The sequence below is a fragment of the Pseudomonas sp. NPDC087612 genome (assembly GCF_044743505.1).
Classification (GTDB): Bacteria; Pseudomonadota; Gammaproteobacteria; order Pseudomonadales; family Pseudomonadaceae; genus Aquipseudomonas.
The window spans coordinates 23,062-45,084 of sequence record NZ_JBIUWO010000004.1; the positions used below are offsets into that span (position 1 = coordinate 23,062).

The 22,023-nt window shown below is 57.9% G+C and carries 22 protein-coding genes and 1 tRNA gene; 13 read left to right on the forward strand and 10 right to left on the reverse strand.

From position 1 onward, the window contains the following. Positions 1-166: 166 nt before the first annotated feature. From ACIOVF_RS08970 to ACIOVF_RS08980, 3 genes are all read right to left on the reverse strand, one after another. Entirely contained in the window at positions 167-1,462 is a 1,296-nt protein-coding gene (locus tag ACIOVF_RS08970; RefSeq protein ID WP_045200816.1) for an NAD(P)/FAD-dependent oxidoreductase, read from the reverse strand. 84 nt (positions 1,463-1,546) lie between these two features. Beyond that, complete coding sequence (locus ACIOVF_RS08975) at positions 1,547-1,720, reverse strand: DUF3094 family protein (protein ID WP_045200819.1); 174 nt, start codon at positions 1,718-1,720, stop codon at positions 1,547-1,549. Positions 1,721-1,888: 168 nt separating this feature from the next. Further along, positions 1,889-2,518, reverse strand: a complete 630-nt coding sequence (locus tag ACIOVF_RS08980) for a DUF1780 domain-containing protein (RefSeq protein ID WP_010220617.1) — start codon at positions 2,516-2,518, stop codon at positions 1,889-1,891. Positions 2,519-2,640: 122 nt separating this feature from the next. Between ACIOVF_RS08980 and ACIOVF_RS08985 the strand changes: the two genes are divergently transcribed. Both ACIOVF_RS08985 and ACIOVF_RS08990 read left to right on the forward strand, forming a co-directional pair. After that, entirely contained in the window at positions 2,641-3,102 is a 462-nt protein-coding gene (locus ACIOVF_RS08985; protein WP_213603237.1) for a hypothetical protein, read from the forward strand. 45 nt (positions 3,103-3,147) lie between these two features. Then, on the forward strand, positions 3,148-3,837 hold the full coding sequence (locus tag ACIOVF_RS08990; RefSeq protein ID WP_045200823.1) for an energy-coupling factor ABC transporter permease: 690 nt from the start codon (positions 3,148-3,150) through the stop codon (positions 3,835-3,837). A 4-nt stretch (positions 3,838-3,841) separates the two neighbouring features. Here ACIOVF_RS08990 and yacG read toward each other — a convergent pair whose 3' ends face one another. The 4 genes from yacG to ACIOVF_RS09010 are packed head-to-tail and all read right to left on the reverse strand — an operon-like array spanning position 3,842 to position 6,742. Continuing rightward, entirely contained in the window at positions 3,842-4,042 is a 201-nt protein-coding gene (yacG, locus tag ACIOVF_RS08995) for a DNA gyrase inhibitor YacG (protein ID WP_045200825.1), read from the reverse strand. Further along, the gene (gene coaE, locus ACIOVF_RS09000; protein WP_401288882.1) at positions 4,039-4,662 is read right to left on the reverse strand and encodes a dephospho-CoA kinase; all 624 of its coding nucleotides are present in this window, start codon (positions 4,660-4,662) and stop codon (positions 4,039-4,041) included. The genes yacG and coaE overlap by 4 nt, the downstream gene beginning before the upstream one ends. Next, positions 4,662-5,531 carry an A24 family peptidase gene (locus ACIOVF_RS09005; RefSeq protein WP_195885041.1) on the reverse strand — a complete coding sequence of 290 codons (870 nt, stop codon included), beginning with the start codon at positions 5,529-5,531 and terminating at the stop codon, positions 4,662-4,664. The genes coaE and ACIOVF_RS09005 overlap by 1 nt, the downstream gene beginning before the upstream one ends. 2 nt (positions 5,532-5,533) lie before the next feature. After that, on the reverse strand, positions 5,534-6,742 hold the full coding sequence (locus ACIOVF_RS09010; RefSeq protein WP_401288885.1) for a type II secretion system F family protein: 1,209 nt from the start codon (positions 6,740-6,742) through the stop codon (positions 5,534-5,536). A gap of 217 nt (positions 6,743-6,959) precedes the next feature. On the opposite strand from ACIOVF_RS09010, the gene ACIOVF_RS09015 reads away from it, so the two are divergent. The 11 genes from ACIOVF_RS09015 (at position 6,960) to ACIOVF_RS09065 (ending at position 16,143) form a co-directional block, all read left to right on the forward strand. Then, positions 6,960-7,370: a pilin gene (locus tag ACIOVF_RS09015; protein WP_093379440.1), complete on the forward strand. Its 411-nt coding sequence runs from the start codon at positions 6,960-6,962 to the stop codon at positions 7,368-7,370. Positions 7,371-7,440: 70 nt separating this feature from the next. Beyond that, a tRNA-Thr gene (locus ACIOVF_RS09020) sits at positions 7,441-7,516 on the forward strand. Between the two features lie 161 nt (positions 7,517-7,677). After that, the gene (locus tag ACIOVF_RS09025) at positions 7,678-8,994 is read left to right on the forward strand and encodes a tyrosine-type recombinase/integrase (RefSeq protein ID WP_401288888.1); all 1,317 of its coding nucleotides are present in this window, start codon (positions 7,678-7,680) and stop codon (positions 8,992-8,994) included. Between the two features lie 310 nt (positions 8,995-9,304). After that, positions 9,305-10,249, forward strand: coding sequence for a hypothetical protein (locus tag ACIOVF_RS09030; RefSeq protein WP_401288891.1), 945 nt, complete (start codon positions 9,305-9,307; stop codon positions 10,247-10,249). A 65-nt stretch (positions 10,250-10,314) separates the two neighbouring features. Beyond that, on the forward strand, positions 10,315-10,578 hold the full coding sequence (locus tag ACIOVF_RS09035; protein WP_401288894.1) for a helix-turn-helix transcriptional regulator: 264 nt from the start codon (positions 10,315-10,317) through the stop codon (positions 10,576-10,578). Further along, positions 10,575-11,168, forward strand: coding sequence for a hypothetical protein (locus tag ACIOVF_RS09040; RefSeq protein WP_401288897.1), 594 nt, complete (start codon positions 10,575-10,577; stop codon positions 11,166-11,168). Before ACIOVF_RS09035 ends, ACIOVF_RS09040 begins: the two co-directional genes overlap by 4 nt. Before the next feature lie 394 nt (positions 11,169-11,562). Next, complete coding sequence (locus ACIOVF_RS09045; protein ID WP_401288900.1) at positions 11,563-11,721, forward strand: hypothetical protein; 159 nt, start codon at positions 11,563-11,565, stop codon at positions 11,719-11,721. Continuing rightward, positions 11,718-12,002 carry a hypothetical protein gene (locus ACIOVF_RS09050; RefSeq protein WP_401288903.1) on the forward strand — a complete coding sequence of 95 codons (285 nt, stop codon included), beginning with the start codon at positions 11,718-11,720 and terminating at the stop codon, positions 12,000-12,002. The genes ACIOVF_RS09045 and ACIOVF_RS09050 overlap by 4 nt, the downstream gene beginning before the upstream one ends. Next, positions 11,999-12,283, forward strand: a complete 285-nt coding sequence (locus ACIOVF_RS09055; protein WP_401288905.1) for a DUF3077 domain-containing protein — start codon at positions 11,999-12,001, stop codon at positions 12,281-12,283. Before ACIOVF_RS09050 ends, ACIOVF_RS09055 begins: the two co-directional genes overlap by 4 nt. Then, positions 12,280-15,180, forward strand: a complete 2,901-nt coding sequence (locus ACIOVF_RS09060; RefSeq protein WP_401288908.1) for a DUF927 domain-containing protein — start codon at positions 12,280-12,282, stop codon at positions 15,178-15,180. The genes ACIOVF_RS09055 and ACIOVF_RS09060 overlap by 4 nt, the downstream gene beginning before the upstream one ends. Positions 15,181-15,267: 87 nt before the next feature. Next, positions 15,268-16,143 (forward strand): chromosome segregation protein SMC, encoded by an 876-nt coding sequence (locus tag ACIOVF_RS09065; RefSeq protein WP_401288911.1) that lies wholly within the window; start codon positions 15,268-15,270, stop codon positions 16,141-16,143. Between the two features lie 371 nt (positions 16,144-16,514). Here ACIOVF_RS09065 and ACIOVF_RS09070 read toward each other — a convergent pair whose 3' ends face one another. From ACIOVF_RS09070 to ACIOVF_RS09080, 3 genes are all read right to left on the reverse strand, one after another. Beyond that, on the reverse strand, positions 16,515-17,426 hold the full coding sequence (locus ACIOVF_RS09070) for a hypothetical protein (RefSeq protein ID WP_401288914.1): 912 nt from the start codon (positions 17,424-17,426) through the stop codon (positions 16,515-16,517). Between the two features lie 37 nt (positions 17,427-17,463). Next, positions 17,464-18,273 carry a hypothetical protein gene (locus tag ACIOVF_RS09075; protein WP_401288917.1) on the reverse strand — a complete coding sequence of 270 codons (810 nt, stop codon included), beginning with the start codon at positions 18,271-18,273 and terminating at the stop codon, positions 17,464-17,466. 825 nt (positions 18,274-19,098) lie between these two features. After that, the gene (locus ACIOVF_RS09080; protein WP_401288920.1) at positions 19,099-21,714 is read right to left on the reverse strand and encodes an AAA family ATPase; all 2,616 of its coding nucleotides are present in this window, start codon (positions 21,712-21,714) and stop codon (positions 19,099-19,101) included. Between the last annotated feature and the right edge of the window lie 309 nt (positions 21,715-22,023).

Sequence of the window (22,023 nt, forward strand, 5' to 3'; positions counted from 1 at the left end):
TCCTCCCACCCCCCAAACCACCAACGTTCTGCCTCCCTCGTAAACTTTCTCCCCCCCCGGCCTCGGGCCCCCCCGCCGCCGCCCCCCCCCCCCCCCCCCCCCGGGGGGGGGGGGGCCCCCCCGCCTCGACTTGACCCGCGATGAGGCCCTCAAAGCCAATACAAAATCAGTGCAGCTTCAACCGCGGCTCAGTCCCGCGACCAATCCGGCTGCCGAGCATCAGCATCAGCGTACGGAAAGTCCCATACAGCGCCATCTGGTGCATGCGATACAGCGACACATAAAACATCCGCGCCAACCAGCCCTCGAGCATCACGCTACCGGTCAGGTTGCCCATCAGGTTACCCACCGCCGAGAAGCGCGACAGCGACACCAGCGAGCCGTAATCCCGGTACGCATAAGTCGGTAACGGCTTGCCTTCCAGGCGCGCCTTGAGCCCCTTGGCCAGCAACGACGCCTGCTGATGCGCAGCCTGTGCCCGTGGCGGCACGTTACGGTCGCTACCCGGTTGCGGGCAGGCAGCACAGTCGCCAAAGGCGAAAATGTTGTCGTCCAGAGTAGTCTGCAGGGTAGGGCGCACCACCAGTTGGTTGATGCGGTTGGTTTCCAGGCCGTCGATGTCTTTGAGGAACCCCGGCGCCCGAATACCTGCTGCCCACACCTTGAGGCTGGCCTGAATCACCTCGCCATTGCTGGTGCGCAGCTCATCGGCCGTCACTTCACTGACCGCCGCGTTGGTCATCACCGTTACACCGAGTTTTTCCAGGGTCTTGTGCACCGGCACGCTGATGCGCTCCGGCAGGGCTGGCAGCACCCGTGGGCCGGCTTCGATCAGGGTGATGTGCATGTCTTTTGGCTGGATACGATCCAGGCCATAAGCCGCCAGTTCGTGGGCCGCGTGATGCAGCTCGGCGGCAAGCTCGACACCGGTGGCACCGGCACCAACGATGGCCACGCTGATTTTTTCATGGGCCTGATCACCTGCGTGGGCACGCAGGTAATGGTTGAGCAGTTGCTGGTGGAAACGCTCGGCCTGCTTGCGGGTGTCGAGGAACAGGCAATGCTGCGCCGCGCCCAGGGTGCCGAAGTCGTTGGTGTTGCTGCCCACCGCGATCACCAGGGTGTCATAGCCCAGGGTGCGCGCAGGCAGCAGCTCGCGACCGTCTTCATCGAGGGTCGCGGCCAGCTGGATCTGCTTGGTTTCGCGGTCCAGGCCGCTCATGCGCCCGAGCTGGAACTGAAAGTGATTCCACTTGGCCTGGGCCACGTAGTTCAGTTCGTCTTCGGAAGAGTTGAGCGAGCCGGCCGCCACTTCGTGCAGCAGCGGCTTCCAGATGTGCGTCAGGTTGGCGTCGACCAGGGTGATGCTGGCGCTACCCTTTTTGCCCAGGGTCTTACCCAGGCGGGTCGCCAGTTCCAGGCCGCCGGCGCCGCCGCCGACAATCACTATACGGTGAGTCATGGAGATATCTCATAAGGTTTACGGAATTCGGGTCTTGAGTGGTAGGCCGCACGGGGCGGGCGTTGTGGGCGAGCGCAAGGCAGCTCATAGCACCAGTTGACTCAAGAGGCGGCTCAACAAGCCGAGCGCAACCGTTACGGCCACCACCAGCACAAGGAGCAGCCAGGGCCGGAAAGGCTTGCGCTCGACTTGGTGCTGAGGGGCTTGCAGGTATTCATCGACACGACGCTGGTCATCGGGATTCAGGCGGCTGGTCATGAGGGCCTCGTCAGATAGACGCTTGTGACTGTGGGAAAGCTACAGTGTTCACTGTAGTAGCTCGAAGGTCGCCCATCTTTCAGTCACTTGGCTGTCTTTATAACGAATGATTGCGCTTTGTATCACCGGCGCAGAATTTATGCCATCGGGCTTTGGCAGGGGGCCAGCTCAGAGGCTGATTCCGACATCAAAAACGATGCTGCGGCCCAGATTGCCACGCAAGAAGTCCGGTGCATCGGGGTGGGCAAACAACACCCGGGCGAAGGTCGGGCCCACCAGCGACAACGAGCGCCAGCCCTGGCGCAGGTATTCGGTGGGTGGCGGGAAGTGGCTATTGAGGTCGAGCACTTCGCGCTTGAGGCTGGCGAAGGCAATGATGTCCAGCTCGCTCAGGTCGAGGCCGCGTTCCTGATAGTTGTGCGATTTTTTCCGCAGGGTCGGCGCCAGGCGCTGCAGCAGTTCCTGGGCGCTGATCCGCCGTGGCCGGGCCTCGCGGCGCACCAGCTGGCTCAAGGAGAAAGCACTGCGCCGGCGCTGCAGCTCTTCGCGCCACTCGTCGTTCAGGCGCCGGCCCTCATCGAGGACAAAAAACACCTCGAAGGCGGCATCGCGAAACAGCACGTCAGGCGGCTCTTGCCCGGCGGCGGCAAAATCTTCGCTGCGGTAAGGAATATTCAGGCCTTGCAGCAGGCGCTGGCAGACCCAACGCTCACGTTCCCATTTACGGGCATTGGATAGAAACGCATTGGCTTGTTCGGCCTGAATGGTGAGCAGGCGCAAGTAGTCTGAGTCGTCCATGGGCACAAGCTTAGCGTTCAATTGAGCTTTGCAGGAAATGTCTGCAAGGCCATTGCTGCAACGCCGGGCCAGCGCCTAGACTGCGCACCCGTTGTGGGCTCAGTGAATATCAGGGAAGAAACATGAGCGTAGTGAAGATGGGCGGCATATTCGGTTCCGGCACAGTGGTTTGTGCCCTGGTGGTGTACGGCGTGGGCTTTTTGTTCTGGACGCCTACCGTGCCTTACGACACCCCGGATGGCCGCTATGTAGTGCTCAAGGAGGGCGACTCAGCGCCCTACAGCGTCAAACTCATCGACCATCGCGGCGCAGAAGACGAAATCGTGCGCAGCTACGCCGAGTTCAACCCCAAGGTGCTCAGCGTCATGCCCGGCGATTACCGCTTGCGTCTGACCCTGAACGAGTTCGCTTGCTACGGCGCCTGGGCCGATGTGCAGGTGTCGGCGACCACCGTCAGCGTGGTCGAGCTGCAGCGCAACCCGAGTTGCCAGCCAGCAGACTGGCTGGTTGAAGGCGCGGTGTTCCGCCTGTTCGAGGCACCCAAAGCACCGGCGGAGGCTGATCAAGCCAGCCCCGAGGTGTAGACTGCCCCCAGGTCTATTGCCTTACTCGCACAAGGGTTATTTGCCGTGATCAGTGCCGCCGTACTTTCCAGCCAGACCCTGACCATCGCCTGGGTCGCCTATGTGCCCGTGCTGATCTGGGCGGTGGCGCGTACCCGCTGGCTGGAACTGTTCGCTGACAGCCGGCGCCAGCACTTGCTGTTTGGTACGGTGTTCGCCTTGTTTGCCCTGTGGCTGGTACGCCGCGACTTCGACACCGGGGTGTCGTATCACTTTATCGGCATGACCGCCGTCACCCTGCTGCTGGACTGGCCGCTGGCGATTGTCGGTGGCTTGCTGGCGCAGCTCGGCCTGCTGGCGCTGGGGCGTCAGGACCTGGCGGCGATGGGGGTCAATGGCCTGCTGCTGATCGGCCTGCCGGTGCTGGTCACCGAGGTGTGCGCGATCCTGGTGGAGCGAGCCCAGCCGCGCAACCTGTTCGTCTATATCTTCTGTTCAGGCTTTTTTGCCGCGGCGCTGTCGGCACTCTTGTGCCTGCTCGGTGGGCTGGGGTTGCTGTGGATGGACGGGCGGTTCGTCATGCCGGAGTGGATCGAGGACTTTATCGGCTACCTGTGGCTGATCATCTTCCCCGAAGCCTTCATCAACGGCATGGTGGTCAGCGCCCTGGTGGTGTTCTGCCCGGAGTGGCTGGAGACCTTCAACCGGACCCGCTACCTGCAGGCCCCGTGGAAGGATGACGACCCCGAGCGCTGAGGCCTCAGTGACGCGGGTCGAGCTCGCCGGAGAACAGCTCGTCTTCGGCATCCGGAGCGACCGGAATCTTGTGCTCTTCCGAGGCCCAGGCACCCAGGTCGATCAGCTTGCAGCGGTCGGAACAGAACGGCCTAAACGCGCTGGCCGCGCTCCATTCCACAGGGGCGCCACAGGTCGGGCAATCTACGGTCGTTGGTTGGCTCATACTTGGCCTCCTCGCAAAGTCAGGTAAAAGTGGTGCAGGCGGTCGACCTCCGAATGCAGCCAGGCCAGGTCGCGGTCGTTGACGATCACGTCGTGGGCGTGGCTAAGGCGTTGTTCACGGCTGGCCTGGGCCTTGAGGATGGCCTGCACCTGCTCAGTGCTGGTCTGGTCGCGCAGCAGGGTGCGTTGCACCTGCAGTGCCTGCGGCGCATCGATCACCAGCAGGCGGTCGGTGCGTTTGTACTGGCCAGACTCGACCATCAACGGCGAAACAAACACCGCATAGGGCGACTCGGCCTTGGCCAGGTAGCTGAAGATCTCCTGGCCGATCAAGGGATGCAGCAGCGCTTCGAGCCACAGCCGTTGCTGCGGGTCGGCGAAGATCAGCTCGCGCAGGGCCGCGCGGTTGAGCTGGCCGTCTTCGAGCAGCACCCCCGGGCCGAAACGCTCGACGATACTCGCCAGCGCCGGGCGGCCCGGCTCGACCACCCAGCGCGCGGCCTGGTCGGCGTCGACCAGGTGCACACCCAGCTCGACAAAGCGCTGCGCGGCGGCGCTCTTGCCACTGCCGATGCCGCCGGTAAGGCCGAGAATCCAGGGGGTGAAAGCAGCGGTGGTCATCAGAATCCGGAATATTTCAGATAGGAAGTGGTTATTTGACCACCCCAGAGCAGCGCGATCCAGCCCGCAATGGCCAGATAGGGACCAAAGGGGATCGGCGTGCTCGCCTGCTTGCGCTGCAGGCGCAGCATAACCAGGCCGATCACCGCCCCCAGCAGCGACGACAACAGCAAGGTCAGCGGCAAAATCTGCCAGCCGCCCCAGGCGCCGAGCATGGCCAGCAACTTGAAATCGCCATAGCCCATGCCCTCTTTGCCGGTGACCAGCTTGAACACCCAGAACACCGACCACAGGCTCAGGTAACCGGCCACCGTACCCCACAGGGCATCCTCCAGCGGCACGAACAGCTCAAAGGCATTGGCGATCAGCCCCAGCCACAACAACGGCAGCACCAGGGCATCGGGCAACAGATGGTGCTCGATATCGATCAAGCTCATGGCCAGCAGGCCCCAACTCAGCACCATCAACGCCAGAGCCGCGGCGGTAAAACCCAGATGCCAGGCGGCAAACAGCGTCAGCGCCCCGCAGGCAAGCTCCACCAGCGGATAGCGCGGGCTGATGCGCGCCTGGCAAGCGGAACAGCGCCCGCGCAAGGCCAGATAACTCACCACCGGTATGTTTTCCCACGGGCGAATGCGGTGGGCGCAATGCGGGCATTGCGAGGGCGGTAAAAACAGGTCGAAGCGCGGCGCTTGTGCCTCGCTGGGCAACGCCAGCACCTCACGGGCCTCGGCCTGCCATTGGCGTTCGAGCATGATCGGCAGGCGATGCACCAGCACATTGAGAAAACTGCCGACAATCAGCCCGAGCAACAGGGCGAAGCTCAGGTACATCAGTGGCTGGCTGGCCAGGGTGTTCAACAGGTTCATGGTCAGATCACATTGCCCAGCTGGAAGATTGGCAGGTACATGGCGATCACCAGGCTGCCCACCAGCAACCCCAGAATCAGCACGATCAACGGCTCGAGCATGGCCGTGAGGGTGTCGAGCAGGTGGTCGATGGCCTGTTCATAATGGCTGGCGATCCTGGCGAGCATATCGTCCAGCGTGCCAGCTGTCTCGCCAATGGCGCACATCTGCACCACCAGCGCCGGGAACAGCCCGCTGGTGCGCAACGCCACGTTCAAGGCCAGGCCACTGGCAAGGTCGTCGCGCACCTTGTGCACCGCCTGCTCATACAACGGATTGCCGCAGGCCCCGGCAACCGGCCCCAGCGCCTCCACCAGCGGCACCCCGGCGGCAAACGAGGTCGACAGGGTGCGGGCAAAGCGGGCGAGGGCGGCATGCCGGAGCAGGCTGCCCAGCACCGGCAAGCGCAGGGCCACGCGCACCAGCCACAAACGCACCCCAAGCTTGTGCCGATAAGCCCAAACCAGCGCACTGCAAGCGCCGCCAAACGTTATCAACAGCCACCCAATGTGCGCGCTCAACCACTGCGACAAGCCAATCACCTGTTGAGTAAAGGCCGGAAGCTCGGCACCAAAACCGCCGAACAACGACTGAAAGCGCGGCACCACCTCCAGCAATAACAACGCCGACACCCCAAAGCCCACCAGCAACACCAGCAGAGGATAAGTCATGGCTTTTTTCAGCCGCATGCGCAGGGCCTGGCGTTGCTCCTGCAGCGCCGCCACTTGGGCCAGCACCGTCTCCAGGCTGCCGGACTGCTCACCGGCGTCCACCAGGTTGCAGTACAGCCGATCGAAGTACTGCGGGTGCCGGCGCAGGGCAGTGGCCAGGCTGCTGCCGGCGGCGATATCGGCCTTGATCGCCCCCAGCAGGCTGGCCAGCGCCGGGTTGGCGCTGCTCTGGGCCACTACATCCAACGCCTGCAACAGCGCCACCCCGGCCTTGACCAGGGTGGCCAACTGGCGGCTGAACTGGCTCAGCGCCTTGCTATCCAGTGGCCGCCGCCATTGCCATAGCGGCGGGCGCACACTGGCGATACGCCCCGGGCGAATCCCGCGCTGGCGCAACTGCGCCCTGATCAACGCCGGGCTGCGCGCCGCACTTTGGCCGCTGATCAAGGCACCCTGGGCGTTAGTGCCTTGCCAGCTGTACATCCGGTTGCTTTCGGTCATCGCCACATCCTTGTTGCGCTGCCTTGCACAAGCCTGGTAACAGCTCCAGGCCCCGAGTGGCGAGCAGGGTTGCCCGCCGCCCACTAGAGTAGTCGAGCCAGAGCGACCGAATGACCGTCACGGGGTGACAAAAGGTGTCTGTTCGGGCCTACTGGCGCGCCTGCTGGCGCCGCACCACTGCGGCCGGCATGAACTGATTTTGTGAGGGAGAGTGTCCATGAAAGGGCAACGCGGTATTACCTTGATCGAACTGATGATCGTGGTGGCGATCATCGGCATTCTGGCGACCATCGCCTTACCGATTTACACCAACAGCCAGGTCCGCACCAAAGCCACGGCGGCCCTGGTAGAAATTTCTGCGCTCAAAACCGCCTTCGACCTGCGCCTGAACGAAGGCAAAGACATCGCCAACGTCGCCGCCCTGGGCGGCCAGGAGCGCACCGCCCACTGCGCCATTGCCGCCAGCGGCACCGCGGCCACGGGCGTGGGCAGCATTGTCTGCACCCTGATCGACGCCCCGGCCATCGCCACCGACAAAACCATCACCCTGACCCGCGCCGCAAGCGGCTGGGCCTGCACCAGCACCCTCAACGAAGACCTCGCCCCGGCAGGCTGCAAAGCCCTCTGAAACAGACGCAATTGCTGTTAATAAACAGTGATTTGCGTAAGCGATCCGGCAGTGGTAGCGTTATCGCCACGCCGGTGTAGCTCAGTCGGTAGAGCAGCGCACTCGTAACGCGAAGGTCGCAGGTTCGATTCCTGTCTCCGGCACCAGAGACCAGTTTACAGAAGTCTATGACTGTCTACGAAACGCCCCACAAAGCCCGCCTAGTGCGGGCTTTGTTGTTTCTGCTTGTCTCGTTTCGTCTCTGTGCATCTACGCGATTTAGGGATATGGTTAGGGATATCTCGGTTCGACAAGGAAACGTATCCCTATGGCACGCACTGTGGTGCCCCTGTCCGATCCCAAATGCGATGCGGCCAAGCCCCGGGAGAAGGACTACAAGCTCTTTGACGGCAAGGGCCTCTACTTGTTGGTGAAGCCGACAGGGGTGAAGACCTGGCGGTTGAAGTACACCAAACCTGACGGGCGTGATGGTTTGGCCACGTTCGGCAATTACCCAGCACTGGGCCTGAAGGCTGCCAGGGAGAGACGCGCTCAGGCGCTGGAGCTTCTCGCAGCAGGGAAGGATCCCATTGAGCAAGCTCGTCTGGACAAGCAGGAAGCGGCCAATGCTCGGTCGAATACCTTCCGTTTGCTTGCGCAGGAATGGCACTCGGCATGTGCTCGTAAATGGTCACCCGGTCACGCTGCCACTGTTTGGCGCCGCATCGAAGCCCACCTGTTACCTGCTCTTGGGGATCGCCCCGTTGCAGAGCTAAAAACTCGGGACCTGCTTGTACCACTCAAGGCGGCAGAAAAACGGGACACCTTGGATACGGCTGGGCGGCTGCGCCAATACATGACTGGCATCCTCCGTATGGGGGTTCAGCATGGCCACATAGATTTCAATCCGGCGGTTGATCTGCAGGGAGCCACGGCTACCCGGAAAACAGCCCATCGACCGGCGCTGCCGTTCGAGCGGTTACCCGAACTCCTTCAGCGCATTGAGGCCGACAGCGGGCGCGGCTTGACTAAGCTAGCGGTGCAACTGACTTTGCTGGTTTTTATCCGATCCAGCGAGCTCCGCTTTGCGCGCTGGGGGGAGATCGACATGGGCAGGTTAATGTGGGAGATTCCTGGTGAACGAGCGGCCATCGAAGGCGTAAAGAACTCCCATCGTGGTTCGAAGATGAGCACCCCCCATCTGGTGCCACTTAGCAGCCAATCTGTAGAAGTTTTGGAAAATATCCGCACTCTGACTGGGCGTTTCGAACTGGTGTTTGCCGGTGATCACCATCACTGGAAACCCATGAGCGAGAACACAGTCAACAAGGCGCTTAGGCGAATGGGCTACGACACTAAAACAGAGGTATGTGGCCACGGTTTTAGGGCAATGGCCTGTTCCGCATTAATTGAGTCAGGACTGTGGAATAAAGATGCAGTCGAGCGGCAAATGAGCCACCAAGAGCGGAATACGGTACGCGCCGCGTACATCCACAAAGCCGAACACATCCAGGAGCGAAGGCTTATGGTGCAGTGGTGGGCTGATTACCTTGATGCCAACCGCACGGAAGCAATCACTCCGTATGACTACGCGCACAGGCAAGATGCGGTGGAGAACGCGGTGAAGCTGCGCGGGCGGACATGAGAGGGATAGTCTCATCGCCAAACCAGCTGTTGCCGATTCAGTCTTGCGGACTCATTGGACCTGCGTGCCTTTGTAATGTTAAGCACATTGTTCAGAAAACGGGTGTTTCTGGTGTTGAAGGTGTTTCGCATAGCTCCAAATACCCGAAAACCGTGACCTGTGGCGTAGCAACACCATGGCCCCGCTGTTCGGATGCAATGGTGTATCGGAGCCTTCAGGTGTATCAATCGCAGCAGGCCCCTTTGAACTGTTGGCCGCTTGAGAGGCGACAACCGCGCAGGTTCAGCCCTTTGCTACTGGGGCGTGGGTAATGAAGAAGCCAGGAACGAGCCAAGAACCATTTTTCGCCGAGATTGCTGGAACTGAGTTTTTAAGCTTGCTTGAGGATCTTGATGAGATCGAGGATGCCGTAAGGGCTGCTGCCCTATATCACCAATTTCACGAGCACTACCGAGGCGCTTTCGAATTAGCTGGGCATGCCGCCTCCTACTGGCTCGAAGAGGATGGAGCCTATGCAGATGTGGCTGCCGGGGTGATACAGGAAATGTTCCGTTTGCGGGATGTCATTCTCGATCACTTCAGTTACGCCGAAGCCTCATCATTGCCTCGCGTCCTTGGCGGCGTCATGAGCTTGGATGAAGACGTGACTGATTCTCGAATTGTTGCCAGCTATGCGTTTGTCCAGGCTATGGAAGCGGTCCAGGTACTCGGTGATTGGCTGTTGGAGCTGGAAGACTCTGTTTACGATCTTGACGCCGATCTGATTGAGCAATTACGTCAGAGCGACCCTGCGCAATATCGATTGTTAGTGGAAAGAAAGCGCCGAGCTCAGAGTGATAGCGAGATAACTGCCAGGGAAAGTTTTGCCCAACTGATGGGAGCAGCGGATAAAACCTTGATGATTGCGGCTCTCTACGAGCAGGCTGAGATCGGCCTTGCTTCCGATAGATTCGAGCCTGGCAGCTTTTTCCCCCAAGCGCTCGACACGATATTTGCGACGAAAGCCTCGGAGAAAGCGCGTGCAGCAGGCAAGGCAAACAGCCATCCGGACTCCGTAAGACAAGTCAATATGCAGGAGCGGAAAGAGAAAATTTGTGAGGAGGCCGACCGCCTCAAGAGGCTTGAACCCAAAATTGGTGAGACTGAGTTAGTGTCACGTTTAGCTGCGAGACCCGAATTTGGCACTCCCGATACCGTCAGGAAGCACCTCCGCGCAGGGGGTATCATTCCGGAGAAGAAATCGAGAGCCAAATAACGAACCGTGTTTGCTCTTTTGTTCGCTCTTAGTCTGTGCCTGTCTCTACCAATACAGGCACGAGTATGAACACCTCCACTACGTCCACATTGCACCGATCTGGACGCGATCCAGAAACCACCCTGATCCGCATTGCTGAAGTAATGGCCATCGTTGGGCTGGCCCGGCCCACCATATACAAACTGATGCAGCAACCTGGAAGTGGCTTCCCGCTTCCAGTGAAGTTGAGCAGCAGCAACGCACGTGGTGCCCCTGTAGCCTGGGTTCTCTCCGAAGTTCAATCATGGACACGCAGCCGCATCAAGGCGCGTGAGCGGGTGGCTGCATGAACGTGCGCCGTTACCACTTTGTTGGCCCATTTCATGATCCTTACGGCGCGGGGTTCTGCCTCTACAAGCCTGGGGATATCAACTGGCGCCACCGCATCATTGCAGGGGTTAGCTGGAACGGCCAAACCCAAGAGGCCTTCTTCTTCAATCCTGATGGATTGACCATCCCCCTCCGGGCGAACTCGTGGGAAATGCCCGCCTTCATGCGAAAGCATGGGCTCCGCCGAGAGTTCTCCATCATCTACGGCAGCGGCCCATTCTCGATGGATGATCAACGTCGTGCAGGCCTTAATGCGAGCCAGTTGGCTGAATGGGTGACGTACTGGTTTACCGACGAAACCTATCTCTACTCCAACGATCCTGAAGTTTGGGGGGGCTGGGTGGAGCGTGATTTGGAGCAAGAGCGTGCTACCAGCGAGCAGAGCCATGCGTTCGGGCGGGAACAGGTCGATCTCGAAACCTTCGCGGCTGTGTGCGTGGCAAAACGCGAAGAGTGGCTCATGGAGGAGCACCGTCGCCGGTGCCTGGAGGACGCAAGGATCTTCGCCTGGCTGAAAGGCGAGGCGCATCCGCCTGCATCCAGCAACTGAATCGTTGGTTCTCCCTGCTCAAATGAAAACGCCCCCGGCGGCTACCGGGGGCGTTGAGGTAATACTTCATGCACGTTCAATCTAATCGCGCAGGTGCTTTGGCGCAAGAGCACCTGACTGTTGCGCTTTCGGTCGCGGCCATTTACTCTGTTCCGGTCGCTGCAAATTCAGCGACCGGGTTTGGCGACCCGATGAATTCAAGGCGCACGAGCGCCCCATTACGACTGCTGGCGCTTTTTTTGTGCCCGCACGTCCTGTTTATGGTGGCTGTGCGTGGGAGACCTTCGGGTCTGCCGGTTTCCTTGATTCCCGGTTCGCCAACCCGCGTACAGCTACCACCCTTAATCGTTTGGCGACGGTTCGTGGTAGCTCCTCAAATCAAGGAGTTCCACCCATGCACGCCCTCAATCCGTCCAAAATTCGCGCCGCTGCCCACAGGGCAATGGCTCTCGCCGCTTTGCACTCCGACTCCAGCCTTCGTACCCGCATCACCCGCTACAACGACCACATTGCAAAAGCCCGGGCACTGGAAAATGCCGGGGGCTCCAAATGAACAGCGCACTCAATTTCTCCCTCCCCGAAGACTTGCTGAGCGTCAATCAAGAAGCTCCGGCCGGCATCCCAATCGACGCTATTACATGCACCGTCGAGCGTGCCAATGCTGTTCTGCTTTTGCTCGAGGACCAGTTCGAGGCAGAACAAGGCCAGCGGCTCGCCAACCGGATTATCCTCGGCGCCTTGTGGGATGTTCGTGGCACTCTGGAACTGATCCGCACGCTGGCGCTGCACGCCGACGACACTACCCGCATGACTGTAGAAGGAGGTGCCCAATGAGCGCATCCCTTTTGATCGACACCGTCGGTGCGGCGACCTTCGCTAAATGCAACTCGGAGAATCAACCACTGTTCCGAGTGAATGCCGGAGTCTCTTGTGAGGAAGCCTTGGAGCAGGCATCGCTACTCATGGATTGCATCAACAAGCTGACATTGATGGGTGGCATGGATGACAACAATGGGGCGCTGGTATGGGCTGCTCACTACTTGGGCGAGCAGGTCAAAGCCGTCATTGATGATGTGGCCGACGGTCTCCAGCGTGCACAGGCAGGTGACGTATGAGCACCGCTAAAACCTATGTTCGGCGTCCTTCCTTTGCTCAGGTCAAAATTGCCACACTGCAAAACATCGACTCAGTTTTGACTCATTGGCTGCCCAACGGAAAACGTGTTGATGGCGGCAAGGAATACACCGCCCCGAATCCTACGCGCAACGATAAGCATGCAGGGTCGTTGAAAATTAGCCTGAGCAAAGGAACCTGGGCGGATTTCGCCACGGGCGACAAGGGCGGCGATCTGATTGACCTGGTGCGGTACCTCGAAGGCGGCACGGACATTGATGCTTGCCAGAAGCTCGTAGACTTTCTGCGCATTGATCCCGACGCAGCCACACCGTCCCGGTTGGCGAAGAAGCCAGCGACGGTTGAATGGCAGGCCGTGCTGCCAATTCCGGCCGAGGCGATGACGAAGTGCCCCAGTAAGCATCGACAACATGGTGCTCCGTCCAAGGTCTGGTGCTACCGCAACGGGTACGGCGAGCCCTTGATGGTGCTCTACCGCTTCGATGTGGCCGGTGCCGAAGGAGAGCCCAGCAAGAAGGTCTTCGCGCCGCTGACCTGGTGCACGTGTGGCGAGCACGGGGCCGCTCAATGGCGCTGGCAGGGACTCTCTGAGCCTCGCCCCTTGCTACGTCTAGATGAGCTGAATAGACGACCTGAGGCACCGGTAGTGCTGTGCGAGGGCGAAAAGGCCGCTGATGCTGCGGAGGCACTTCTGCCCGGGCACATCGCTTCCTGCTGGCCGAATGGTTCCAACTCTTGGCACAAAGCGGACTTCTCGCCGCTGCAGGGGCGTGGGGTGCTGCTGTGGCCGGACAACGATGGTAGTGGCTCGAAATGCATGCAGGCCGTGGCGGCAAAACTGGCTGAGATCGGTTGCATGGTGCAGACCATCGACCTCGCTATTTTCAAGCGTAAGCCAGTACTCAAAAGTGGCACTCCCAGCTTCGCCAAAGGCGGACGTTGGGGCGATGGTGATGACGCGGCCGATGCACTGGACAGAGGTTGGACTGCCGAGCACTTGGCATTGCTAGCTCAGAGCGGTGAACTATTCGGCGCTGTGGAGCAGAGTGCTCCGTCAAGTCACCAGCCAGCCGACGCGAAGCTCAGTAATCCGGCTGGGGGGACGGTTCGCCCTAACCGTGATCTGCTTCCGACAGGTTTTCGCCTCACCGAGGACGGCGTGTTTTATGCCACCGAGGATGGTGACGCGCGTCCAGTGTGTTCGCCCTTGGAGATCCTCGCTCGGACCCGCGATGAGAAGGGTCACAACTGGGGCTTGCTCGTTGAGTTCGATGACCCTGACGGCGAGAAGAAGCGTTGGAACATCCCCGCACGGACAATGACAGGTGATTTCGGCAAAGACGTGCTTGGTCCGCTCGTCGATATGGGCCTGCGATTGGCCGGGTCTCGATCTGGTCGGCATGCACGCAACGACCTACAAAGCTACCTGCAGGGGTTCGACAGTTCCCAGCGGGCACGCCTGGTCACGCGATTGGGCTGGCACAACCATGCATTTTTGTTGCCGGATCGCCAGATCGGCCAGCACGGTGAGCACCTGCATTTTTATGACGCTGGTGCGCAGCTTCCACCGATCAATGAGTCGGGCACACTGGATCAGTGGCAACACCAGATTGGGGCCTTGTGTGTGGGCAATCACCGCTTGACCTTCGTGGTCAGTACGGCCTTTGCCGGTCCTTTGCTCCATCTGCTCGGCCATGAGTCGGGCGGTTTTCACTTGTACGGAGACAGTTCAGGCGGCAAGACCACCCACCTGCAGGTCGCGGCCTCAGTGCATGGCGGGCCGCGCTTGGTGCGTTCCTGGCGCTCAACCGACAATGCGTTGGAGTCCATTGCGGCAGCGCACTCCGATGGGCTTTTGATCCTCGACGAGATCGGCATGTGTGATGCGCGGATCATTGGTGAAACGGTCTACATGCTTGGCAACGGCACAGGCAAGGCCAGGGCCAATGATCGAGGGCAAGCGGGGCGCTCTGTGCAGGAGTGGCGGCTGCTGTTCCTTTCGACTGGTGAGAAGACGCTGGCGCAGCACATGGCCGAGGCAAACAAGGAACTCAAGGCCGGTATGGAGGTGCGCATGCTGGCCGTGCCAGCGGATGCCAGTAGGGGCCTGGGCATGTTCGACACGTTGTGCGGATTTGAAGATGCAGCGGCACTGTCGGACGCATTGAAGGTGCGAGTGGCCAAGTACTACGGTACGCCCCTTACGGCCTTCCTGGAGTCGTTGTGTGCCCCTGGCAAATTACTGGGCTGGGTGAGCATTCTGCGCCGAACCTTGGAGCAGTTCATTGCGCAGAACTTGCCAGCTTCCGCGAGTGGACAGGTACAGCGAGCGGCATTGCGCTTCGGCCTGGTCGGTGCAGCAGGTGAACTAGCCACTGCGTTGGGCGTTACCGGCTGGGCGGATGGCGCTGCAATCACAGCAGCGCGAGTCTGTCTGAATGCGTGGCTGGCCGAGCGTGGCGGTGCGGGCAATATGGAGGGCGAAGCAATCATGGCTCGGCTGCGCCAAGTCATCGAACGCTTCGGCGAAAGCCGATTCACCCGTTGGGAATCCACTGCCGCCAAGATTGATGAGCATGGCCCCCGCACGATCGATCGCTTGGGCTTTCGCAAAACCATGGAACACGGCATGGGCGACAGTCTGCATACCACCATCACCTATTACGTACTTCCTGAAGCTTGGCGTTCGGAAGTCTTCCGTGGAATGAACATTACGGCGGTCAACCGGGAGTTGATTGAGCGTGGTGTCCTGCAAACCGATAAGGGTGGGAAGGCCTCATGCACCGTTCGCCTGCCCGGCATGGGTATGCAGCGCTGTTACGTGGTGTTGAGCGAACCCAACAAAGACGCACCGCTGGCAAAGGCCGAGGCGGCCTGACGGCAGCCTGCGCAGATGAGGCAAGTGTCGGCGCGTCCGGCCTCGCCAGCCGCTCAACCCAAAACTAATTCTATGGATGACAGAACAATGCAAAGCCTCGAAAAACTGAACACCGAACGCAGCAAGCACGAAGTAGAGCTCTGTGACCTCGAAGGGCAAATCGCTCGATGGGAAGAGCAACTGAATATCCCCACCTTCGCTGGAACTCCGGCCGGTGAAGATCTGCGGATCAGCGTGCGAAATGCGGAATCAAAGGTAGGGGATATCGAACACAAAATCTCCGTCATTGATCAAAGCATTGCCTGGATCGAGCGCAAAGCCAATAGCGTCGAGTTGATGGCCGACTACAAGGAAAAGATGGAGAACTGGTCGTTGGACAAGGCCGACCTTCATGGCAAAAGGAAAACGTTGAGCACGCGACTGGAGGAGGTCCGAGCACATAACGAGCAGGCGATCACCAATGCCCGTCAAGCAGAAGAGAAGGCGGCTCGCGCGTTTGCACAAGCTGTCGCTTGGGGCGATGCTGATGGCGAAAAGACATCTGCTGCTGATGTGCAGAAAGCTGCCAAAGTCCTGGCAACCGAGCTGGAGCAGCAATGTCGTCAAGGTCTGATCGTCTCGGCATTGGAGCAAGAGATCAAGCTCATCGACGAACATATTGAAGAAGCAGTCCGCGAGTCGGAAAAGATAGAACGATCAGCGGTACGGCTGGCCACCGAGCGGCTTCAGGAGGAGTGGGATGCTGCTGTTCAGCAGCTGATAGCTACGGGGTCAAAGCTGTATGCCGGTAAGCGTTACATGGGTTGTGAGCAGAATGCCTTCCATGATTTGAAGATCCGTAACGAGCTGAACTCCTCTATCGCCTGGGATTGGAGCGAATTGCTGAAGCTAAGCTACCAGTATGGGCCGCAGCAAATCATTGATATACAAGCCGACACCTTCGCTGAAGCCGAAGCATCATAACGGTGCAGGTAGGTTGCATCACATGATGTCAATTGAGTGGTGCATCAGGCCCATGCCCCTCCGCGTAATTTCTAGGTGTCGTCATGAGTAAATATTCTGAAAGTACGAAGTCACTGCTAGAGGATTTAGACGCCCGAAAGCTCCACCTCAAAAACCTGGTCAAAATAATTAAGGGGAACTACAAGTCATTGACCACAGTCGAAGTTAGCTCCATCAACGTAATCAATTTGGAGGTCCAACGGATAGAGGATAACCTTGGGCGGCGGTAAGCGTCGGCAGTCTGATTGCCGAAAATGGAAAAGGGGCCAGAAGGCCCCTTTTTCATTTGTTTGGTTGTGCTGAGTGAATGATGCAGGCTTGGTGTATGAACGCTACAGGTTTATTGCTGTTTCAATTGCTTTAGCTGCGACACCTACACCAATCTTTGTTGCCACATCAAACGCCCACTTCCCAGCGGACTTCAGATGTTCCAATGCACCTGCGCCATCTTGTTTCTTCGCCGCAACCTCCGCTGCACCAATGCTAGCAACTGCTAGGTCATGTTCAACTTCGGTAGCTTGACTACGCATTGAACTGCGAAGTGTTGAAAGCTCCGAAGCAAGCGTAGGGAGATCGAGGTTGGATGCCGCCTGTTGCAATACTTGGTTAAACGTATTGTTTTCTGCTTTGGCGTTAGGTCCGACCGCTCCAACCTGCCCGGTTATGTTGTATTGGTCACTCATAGAAACCTCCTTGACAAAGAACTGCTGAAAAAAAACCTGATTATTATACTGTGAGGGCAAATTTTTATTAATATCGATATTTGTTAAATTGAAATTATGGACTTGGTTGTAAACACTACAGTCCAAAAAATGGCAAGGGGACATGAAGCCCCACTCATAGCGCCAATCGTTTGGCTTATTTTCCCTTTCGGCAATCCTACGCACATAGTCGCCATCAATGTCATCTACGTATTTCGCTAAATAGCTTGCGTAATAGTGGAAGTATTTGAAAGCCACCTCCGGGCAAAAATTTGAAAAAGCACTCCAGCGCCCTTGAGAGCCCCTTATATCAGGATCTTCTTCAGCAACAACTGGTAGCAGTCCAGAGTCAGCCCATAATTTATCTAAATGTTCTTTTTTATCATCACTTATGCAAGTGGTAATTCCAGCTCTTCCAAGGATATCTAAGCTCAAATAATATCTTGGGCATTTGTGTACATTTGCGTATGGGCACGATGCTGGAGCATTTCTCTCAGAGCTTTTGCTTCTATACCATTGCAAATCAGGGATCGTGATAGACATCGCTAATGTCCTGGAAAAATAAACCTATAGATGCTTGCTATAGACTAATTGCCTTTTTGATTGCTTTAGCAGCGACGTTAGTTCCAATCTCCGTGGCCACATCCAGCGCCCAGTTTCCAGCAGTCCTTAAATTTTCCAATACTTTTGCTCCGTCGCACTCCTTCGCTGCGCTCTCCGCGATGCCAATGCTGGCAATCGATTGGTCGTGCTCAACTTCAATAGCTTGTTTGCGCATTGAACTACGAAGCATCGAAAGTTCCGAAGCAAGCAAAGGTAGATCGAGACCGCAGGCTGCTTGTTGTAATGCTTGAGTAAATGTATTGCTTGTGGCTATAGCATTGGGACCGACCGCTCCAGCCTGCCCGATTACGTTGTATTGGTCGCCGGAATAGAAGTTCTGCACCAATACGGGTTTAGTCGGTGGGCGCGAGAAATCACCGGCACTGTGGATTTCTGAGATTGGGGTTATGTCTAATTTGCTCTCCTGCTCAAGCTCATGCAGCAAACTAAATTCGCTCGTCATTAGTGCCCACATATGTTGAGCGGAAACGCTATCGGGTAAAAAGTATTTTGCTTCAATGATTGGTCTAATGATATCGCCGGAGACAAGCCCAGATTTTAAGTCTCGTTTAATAGCGCTTGCAAACTCAATTAGTGATGACGCATTATTAAATCGCTGACAATTTCCTTCAATTTGACGCGCGCTGCAGTGTGGCGGCAAGTAGGAAAGCACTCCCTGCCTGTCAATGAGTATTAGGGTTCTATCAATTTGATGAGTCTTGTTTTTTTGAATAACGAAATCAACTATAGTTGATTTTTCAATAGTGTGGCGCGTTAGGATTTCCACTAGACGATGCTCTGCATCTTCGGTTGGGGCGCCTAAATTTGTAATTTTTATGACCGGGAAAACTTTAGGGGGGGTCGGAAAGTTTCCGTATGTTAGTGGCGCCTGCAGTAGTTATAGCAATAACTTCAGAGACAAATCTAAACAATCCTTTATGGGATTTAATATTTTGCAATTCGGCAATTACAGCAAGAGAGTCGACACTAAAAGCCTGGACTTTGACTGAGGCACATATGCAAGACAAATATCTTCGTAGGCCTATCGTTACTTGAAGGCGCTGTTGTGCTTTCTCAAAAAAAACTGTAAAGGTAAAATGCTTTCCCTCAATACCTAGCTCGCTCTTCGTCGACCTCATTGCGTGATGAAAATTTTTTGTCGGTTCAAGTGTTGTGGGCGCGTAAGGCACGCGTGGATTACCTCCAAGCGTACGCAAGAAAGAGCGCGCCCCTTTGACATTGAAAAGCGGGCTAGACAGGCTAGTCTTTTCGGCCCCTTGACGGGATAGGTTGGAGAAAATTTTCCAACCTAATTCAACTTGGTAAGACACAGTTCATACCTTCATTGGGTTGGCGAGGGAGGAGTCGAACCTCCTTGGTCTAGAAACTAGAATCTGTCGGCGCAATGTCTCCAAAGCGCCATCCACACAGCCCGCCGGGGACGAGAATATCACCCATTTGTAGCGATATGAATCGGTTTCAAATTTGGCGACTCATCTGTGACGACAGCTTCTGGCCGGAATCTGCCTCTTGCGACCGTCCGCGATGGGTCGTAAACAGCCTCGCGCCAGATGTTGCCAGGCGCTGCAAAGATGCTCACGTAACGGCCGACTCAACCTCTTCGGCTTCGGATACGCGTAAACAACGTGTTCACGGCCTCGATATCCCCAAGCAGCTCATCGGGATGTGTTACGGGACGCTGCTGGCCGGACGCATGCGAATGCGCGCTCACATTGCGACAGCATCTATCGTGAAGCCGCTGTACTTCACGGAAGTCCTGTTCCTGCACAGCCATCACGCCGTTAAGGCGGCCTACTGAGATTCCGTCGCGGAACCGGACAACGGTTTCGTTGAGTATCGTATCTTCGATACCGATTTCGATCGTCACGCGAAGGTCACTGTATGCATTACGGATCGAATACCGCTCAGTGTCTCCGGGAGGGGTGTTGAAGGTTGCTGCAATTTGCTGCTGGTCACGACGGTGTTGTGCGATGCGCTCGCGGTGCCGGCGCATGTCATACGGCAAACCGGCATCGACGTAGCCAGGGCCTTCCGCCCGGTAGCTTATCGACCTCACTTCAGGTGCCAGACCCGCATCTTGGCAGAGCGTTATCAGTTCCCCGAAGAACACAGCGTCGTGGGTAAATACAATGACTTGCCGGTTGGCGGACTCTTCGACAATTCGTCGCGCAACGGCGGTCCGGTGGCTGTGGTCGAGGCTTGAGACCGGGTCGTCGAAAACGATTCCAGAAGTCGATCCCGACTGGTGAAGCTCAGCGAAGAAGTAGGCGAGCGCACACATACGCTGCTCTGCCTCGCTCAGCACTTGGTGCGGGGCAAGCTGGCATTCCAACAGCTGAATTCCCAGGCGAACTGACCCGGCCTCACCGGCTGAGCTGACTCCGGCTTCAACGTGCCTAAGTTCCAGCCTAGTGAGCTCCTCGTTCATGCGTCTCGCCAGAGCCTCGCTGATGTAAGTCCGAGTCAGTTGGCCAGCCAACACGCTAATCGGCCGTGTGGCTGCAATGTCATTTAGGCAGTTCTGGAGCCGAGTCCTGTGGGCCAGGTTATCAATCGCACGTGCTATGCCTTCGATATGCTCGGAAAGCAACTGCCGCGCTTCCAGTTCTTTCAACCGTAGCTTTTTGGCCGCCAAGGCCTCTGCATCCATGTTTGCGCGCAGGCGCCCCGCCTCTACGCGAAGTACCGCCGCAACCTGAGTGATCGACGCCACCGGATTCGCTTCACGATACTCAGGACAATCCTGCCATACCCCAGTAGCCACCGCTGTTTTGAGCCACTGAAGTCGGGCGACCAAGTCATCCTTAAAGGTCTGGATAGCGTCCGGAAGCGCTGGCACACGCGCCCTCAGGCTCTCCATCATGTTGGGGGCAACGGTGAAGTCGACACTTGCTGGACCGACTTCTCGAACGATCTGCTGCCAAGCGTTGCGTGCAGCCTGAGCTGTATCCGCTGCCCGGTCTCGAATGTAGTGATCGAATCGCTGCAAGCGGTCCTGCGCTTCAGGGCTTAGCTCCTGCTGGCAAAGTACACAGACTGCATCGTCAAAGGTGACCGGGAAAGCCTGTCCTGGATATGCAGTGGTGGACGAGTACTCACGAGCAGCGTTGAATAGCACTGCCCAAGGACCTTGCCCCGTTCCAGGAAGTAGCTGCGTAGCATCTCCTGCCTGCAAAATGGCGGACGCTGCACGTTCAGCTGCCTCAGCCTCAACGACGGCTCGATGTGCCTGGTGCTTGGCATTTATAGCCTCATCAGACACTACGGCGGTCACCGCAGTGATGAGGCTGGCCAATTCATCGACCCGCGTTGCAGCATGGTCAATTAGCGAGGCCCGAGCAGTTGGGTCCGCTTCGCTGATTTCCTGCGGAAGTCGTGCACGCTCTGCCTGCTCATCATCGGCGAGCGTAGCCAATTCACGTGCTCGCGTCAGGTCAGTGGTTGGGCCAATCGGATGCACCGCCCGTCCGGCGTCGGTGTCGGCTGGAATTACACTGAACGGCGTCGTGTCTAATGCAAGGCCCGTGATCTCAGCCTGTAGCAAGGGGCGCAGAGTCTGATTGAGTCCATTCGCCAATTGCTGGAGATAGGTCAGAGCAGATGGCTGAAAGTTGGCAGCTTCTCGTGACTGGAGGTAGTGCCGAGCGCAGTCGCCATCGAAAACGGAAATGCCCCGGAGCTTTGGATGCGGTACGTTATCGCGATGACTGCTCCAGGTCGTCTGTTCGGCGGCGCCGTCCAGCGCGAAGTCGATAGCAGCGCTTGGTACGAGTTGCTGGTAATCCGAAGCGTAAGCATTGGCGTAGACATCACCCGGGCTCCGGGCACGGCACGCCTGCTTCAGTACCCGTGCGTAACCGGACTTACCCGTGCCGTTTCCGCCGTACACGATGGTGAGACCATGCGGCTGGAAGTTCAGAGTCTGACTGTTCGGGATCTTCCCCACGTTAGTAAGTGAATGCAGGGACTGCAATACGACGGTGTGGTCCTGATTCGCCTCGGCGGGGAAATGGTCTGCTGCGAATAGAACAGGCTGAAGAACCGGCAGGAATGCGCTTCGCACCCCATGGTGTTGCTTTGCGAGATCGAGAATTTCGACAAAATCCTGGTCACTCCAGCTACCCTGGACACACAGACGACGCAAAGCGTCGCTGCGCCACGGCGGCAACCTTTCCGACCAAGCCAGTACTTCCTCGTATAGAGCCATGCCTTACCTCTCTATGTCTGTGAGGTTGTAAGGATAGTGCAGCAATCGCTACCTGGTGGCCGACGAGCTCTGAGTCTGGATTACGACGCCCGTGCTATTCCGTCGCGATGTGACAACCTGAGGTATGGGATGGTGGTCCTGCTTCCGCACACAAAGAATCAGCTGCTCTCCGTGAGTAGGTGGAGCAAGTGCGAGACACCAAAAATCCATTTGGGGCGAGCACGGCGGGCTCTCACAACAGACAGCCCCGAACTGAACTCCGTGAAGGACAGCTATTCGCCCAAAGCTGAAGGTTTAAGTAACACCGAT